General features: G+C 70.5%; 4 protein-coding genes. All 4 read left to right on the top strand.

Going from position 1 to position 3,684, the window contains the following annotated elements; genetic code table 11:
• A partial coding sequence (locus ACE3TL_RS16690) for a cation:dicarboxylate symporter family transporter (RefSeq protein WP_374579787.1) occupies positions 1-220 on the top strand: 220 nt, incomplete at its 5' end.
• 220 nt (positions 221-440) lie between these two features.
• On the top strand, positions 441-1,964 hold the full coding sequence (locus ACE3TL_RS16685; protein ID WP_374579786.1) for a putative bifunctional diguanylate cyclase/phosphodiesterase: 1,524 nt from the start codon (positions 441-443) through the stop codon (positions 1,962-1,964).
• Positions 1,965-2,021: 57 nt separating this feature from the next.
• Entirely contained in the window at positions 2,022-2,972 is a 951-nt protein-coding gene (gene htpX, locus ACE3TL_RS16680) for a zinc metalloprotease HtpX (protein WP_374579785.1), read from the top strand.
• Between the two features lie 100 nt (positions 2,973-3,072).
• Positions 3,073-3,555, top strand: coding sequence for a globin domain-containing protein (locus ACE3TL_RS16675; RefSeq protein ID WP_374579784.1), 483 nt, complete (start codon positions 3,073-3,075; stop codon positions 3,553-3,555).
• Positions 3,556-3,684: the final 129 nt, after the last annotated feature.

Here is a 3,684-nt window from a genome sequence, read left to right as displayed (position 1 = left end):
CATGGCCGGGGTGCCGCGGGCCTCGCTGGTGGTGATCGCCGCCACCCTGACCTATTTCAACCTGCCCGAGGCCGGGCTGCTGCTGATCCTCGGCGTCGACCACCTGCTGGACATGGGCCGCAGCGCGACCAACGTGCTCGGCAACTCGGTCGCCAGCGCCGTGGTGGCCAAGTGGGAAGGCCAGATCGAAGAGCCCGAGCCGGAGCCCGCCAAGGCCTGATGCCCCCAGGCCGGCTGGGGTTTTTCCAGCCCCGTTAACGGTCGGTCCGTGATTTGTGCGTATCACGCAGTTATCCGAACACGTTCGCAGACTGGGTGGGAATGAGGGGCGTCGTCGAGCTCCCGGAATTGGTCGAAGACGTCGTGGGCGCCGAGATGGCCGGCCCCGGCGTCGGCCGCTGCGGACTCGCGCCGGGCGTCTCGTGAAGCCGGCCCCGCATATGATCGACGCCGCCGTCGCCGCGCGGCGGACCGAGCGCGAGCGGCAGGCCCGCCGCAAGGCCGAGATCCTGCTCGAAGCCAAGGCGCTGGAGCTTTCCGAAGCGGGCCAGGAGCTGCGCCGCGTCCACGACACCCTGGCCGGCCGCGTCGCCGAGCTGGAGGCCGAGCGGGCCCTGACCATGCACCTGGCGCGCACCGACAGCCTGACCGGCCTGCTCAATCGCGGCGCCTTCACCTCGGCCCTGATCGACCGCCTGGAGGCCGCCGAAGCCGGCGGCGGGGGAGCGGCCCTGTTCGTCATCGACCTCGACCGTTTCAAGACCCTCAACGACAGCCTGGGCCACCATGCCGGCGACCAGTTGCTGGCCGAGATCGGCCGGCGCCTGCGCGAACACGCCCACCCCGGAGACCTGGTCGCCCGGCTGGGCGGCGACGAGTTCGCGGTCATCACCGACCGCGAGGGCGCACGGGCCCGCGCCGAGGCCCTGACCCAGGCCCTGATCCAGACCCACACGATCTATGGCCGCGCCATCGCGCCGGGCGCCTCGGTCGGGCTGGCCGTCTATCCCGACGACGCGACGGACGCGACCGACCTGCAGCGGTTCGCCGACATGGCGCTCTATCGCGCCAAGACCGCCGGCGGCAGCCGTTGGTCGGCCTTCGACGAGGACCTGCGCCGGGCGAGCGAAGCGCGCCACAGCCTGGAGACCGAGCTGCGCCGCGCGATCCCCAGCGGCGACATCGTGCCCTGGTTCCAGCCGGTGGTGAACGCCGCCGACGGCCGGATCATCGCCGCCGAGGTGCTGGCCCGCTGGAACCATGCCGAGCGCGGCATGATCCCGCCCGGCGTCTTCGTGCCCCTGGCCGAGGAGCTGGGCCTGATCGGCGAACTGGACGGCATCATCTTCCAGAGCGCCTGCCAGCGGGCTGCGCCCTGGGTGCGCGAGGGGCTGATCGACACCATCGCCTGCAACGTCTCGCCGCGCGAGCTGCTGGACCCGGCCTTTTCGCGCAAGCTGATCGCGCGGCTGGCCGACACCGACCTGCCGGCCACGGCCCTGACCGTGGAGATCACCGAGACCTTCCTGGTCCATGACCTGTCCATGGCGCGCCGCCACATCGAGCGTCTGGCCGCCCGCGGCGTGCGCGTGGCCCTGGACGACTTCGGCACGGGCTATTCCAACCTGCGCGCCCTGCTGCAGTTGCCGATCCATACGGTGAAGCTCGACCAGTCGCTGATCGGCGGGGTGGGCCGCGACCCGCGCACCTCCAAGCTGGTGCGCGCCATGCTGAGCGCGGCCAAGTCGCTGGACGCGCGCATCGTCGCCGAGGGCGTCGAGGACGAGGCCCAGGCCATCTTCCTGCGCGCCGCCGGCTGCGACCGGATGCAGGGCTACCTGTTCGCCAGGCCGATGCCGGCCGACGACTGCGAGGCGCTGATGCGCGACCAAGCCGCCGGCGCGGGCGCCGAGACCGACCGCATCATGGCCGCCGCCGCCACCCTGCGCGCCGTCAACTTCTAGTTCGCCACTAACGCTGGCCGCTTGCGCAAGGCCCTTGCCCGCCCGATATCCGGCGCCATGCACAACCATCTTCGCACCTTCATGCTGCTGGCGGGCCTGACCGCCCTCTTCGTCGGCGTCGGCTATCTGATCGGCGGGGCGGCCGGCATGGCCATAGCCCTGGCAATCGCCGTGGCGATGAACGCCTTCAGCTACTGGAACTCCGACAAGATCGTGCTGCGCATGTACGGCGCGCGCGAGGTCGACCAGAGCGTCGCCGAGCCGCTGCTGCGCAACTACGTCACCGACGTCTACGAACTGGCCGACCGCGCCAACCTGCCGCGGCCCAGGGTCTATGTGATGGAGAACGAGCAGCCCAACGCCTTCGCCACCGGCCGCGATCCCGAGCACGCGGCGGTGGCCGCCACGGTCGGCCTGCTGCGCATGCTCGACCGGCGCGAGATCCGTGGGGTGATGGCGCACGAGCTGGCGCACGTGAAGAACCGTGACACCCTGACCATGACCATCACGGCGACCATCGCCGGGGCCATCTCCTCGCTCGCCAACTTCGCCCTGTTCTTCGGGGGCAACGACCGCGAGCGGCCGGGCGGGATCATCGGGACCATCGCCCTGATGGTGCTGGCCCCGATGGCCGCGGGCCTGGTGCAGATGGCGATCAGCCGCGGTCGCGAATACGAGGCCGACCGCCACGGCGCGGAGATCAGCGGCGATCCGGAGGCCCTGGCCAGCGCCCTGCAGAAGATCGACGCCTACGCCCGCGGCATCGTCAATGTGACGGCCGAGCGCAATCCCGCCACCGGCCAGATGTTCATCATCAATCCCCTGGCCGGCCACGGCGCCGACAACCTGTTCTCGACCCACCCGTCGACCGGCAACCGGGTGGCGGCGCTGATGAAGCTGACCGGCCGCGGCGCCCCGCCGGCCGCGCCGATCGTCAGCGGCGGAGGCCGCCGCAGCCAGACCGCCGTGCCGGTGACCAAGGCCCGCGCGCCTGACCCCTGGGCCTAAGGGAACCTCCGGGGTTGCCCCATCCGGCGCCGGGGATCACTCTGGCGTCCGAGCAGCCCGCGTTCCAAGACGGGCCGTCCCAAGGGAGAGGGAGCAGACCATGGCCACGGCCTTTGCGCGCGCCGCCGATATCGAGGCCAGCCTGGAGCTGCTGGCCGAACGGGACATCGACCCGGCCGCCCGCGTCTATCAGCGCATGTTCGAGCTGCACCCGCAGATGGAGCCCTATTTCTGGCGCGACACCGACGGCAAGATCCGCGGCGAGATGCTGTCGCTGGCCTTCGCCGCCATCCTCGATTTCGTGGGCGAGCGCCGCTACGCCGACCACATGATCGGCACGGAGATGATCAATCACGAAGGCTATGACGTGCCGCGCGACGTCTTCGCCACCTTCTTCGCCATCGTCCGCGACGCCTTGCGCGACCTCCTCGGCGCCGACTGGACGCCCGCCTTCGATAGCGCCTGGAGCGAGATGCTGGCCGAGATCGAGTCCTATGCCCGCCAGACGCCGCGCAGTGACGCAACCAACAGCTTCCACGCCGCGCGCGTGGAGCAGTTTCAGCGCGGCGAAGCCGCGTCTTAGCGGGACGCCCAATCCATGTCGTCCCGGCTTGCGCCGCTAGATCGTGCTTGGATTTGATTGAATCGCGGGATTCCGGTTTTGGGCGGATCGTGATTCAAGATGTGGGCTGGGCGGAGGCCAGCCTGCATG

The organism is Phenylobacterium sp. (assembly GCF_041920015.1).
Taxonomy (GTDB): Bacteria; Pseudomonadota; Alphaproteobacteria; order Caulobacterales; family Caulobacteraceae; genus Phenylobacterium.
Note: the sequence above shows the minus strand (reverse complement) of the source record. Positions and strands in the feature narration are given on the sequence as shown.

Coding starts and splice junctions, on each gene's coding strand:
- htpX (WP_374579785.1), top strand. CDS start 2,022: ATGCACAACCATCTTCGCACCTTCATGCTGCTGGCGGGCCTGACCGCC.
- ACE3TL_RS16685 (WP_374579786.1), top strand. CDS start 441: ATGATCGACGCCGCCGTCGCCGCGCGGCGGACCGAGCGCGAGCGGCAG.
- ACE3TL_RS16675 (WP_374579784.1), top strand. CDS start 3,073: ATGGCCACGGCCTTTGCGCGCGCCGCCGATATCGAGGCCAGCCTGGAG.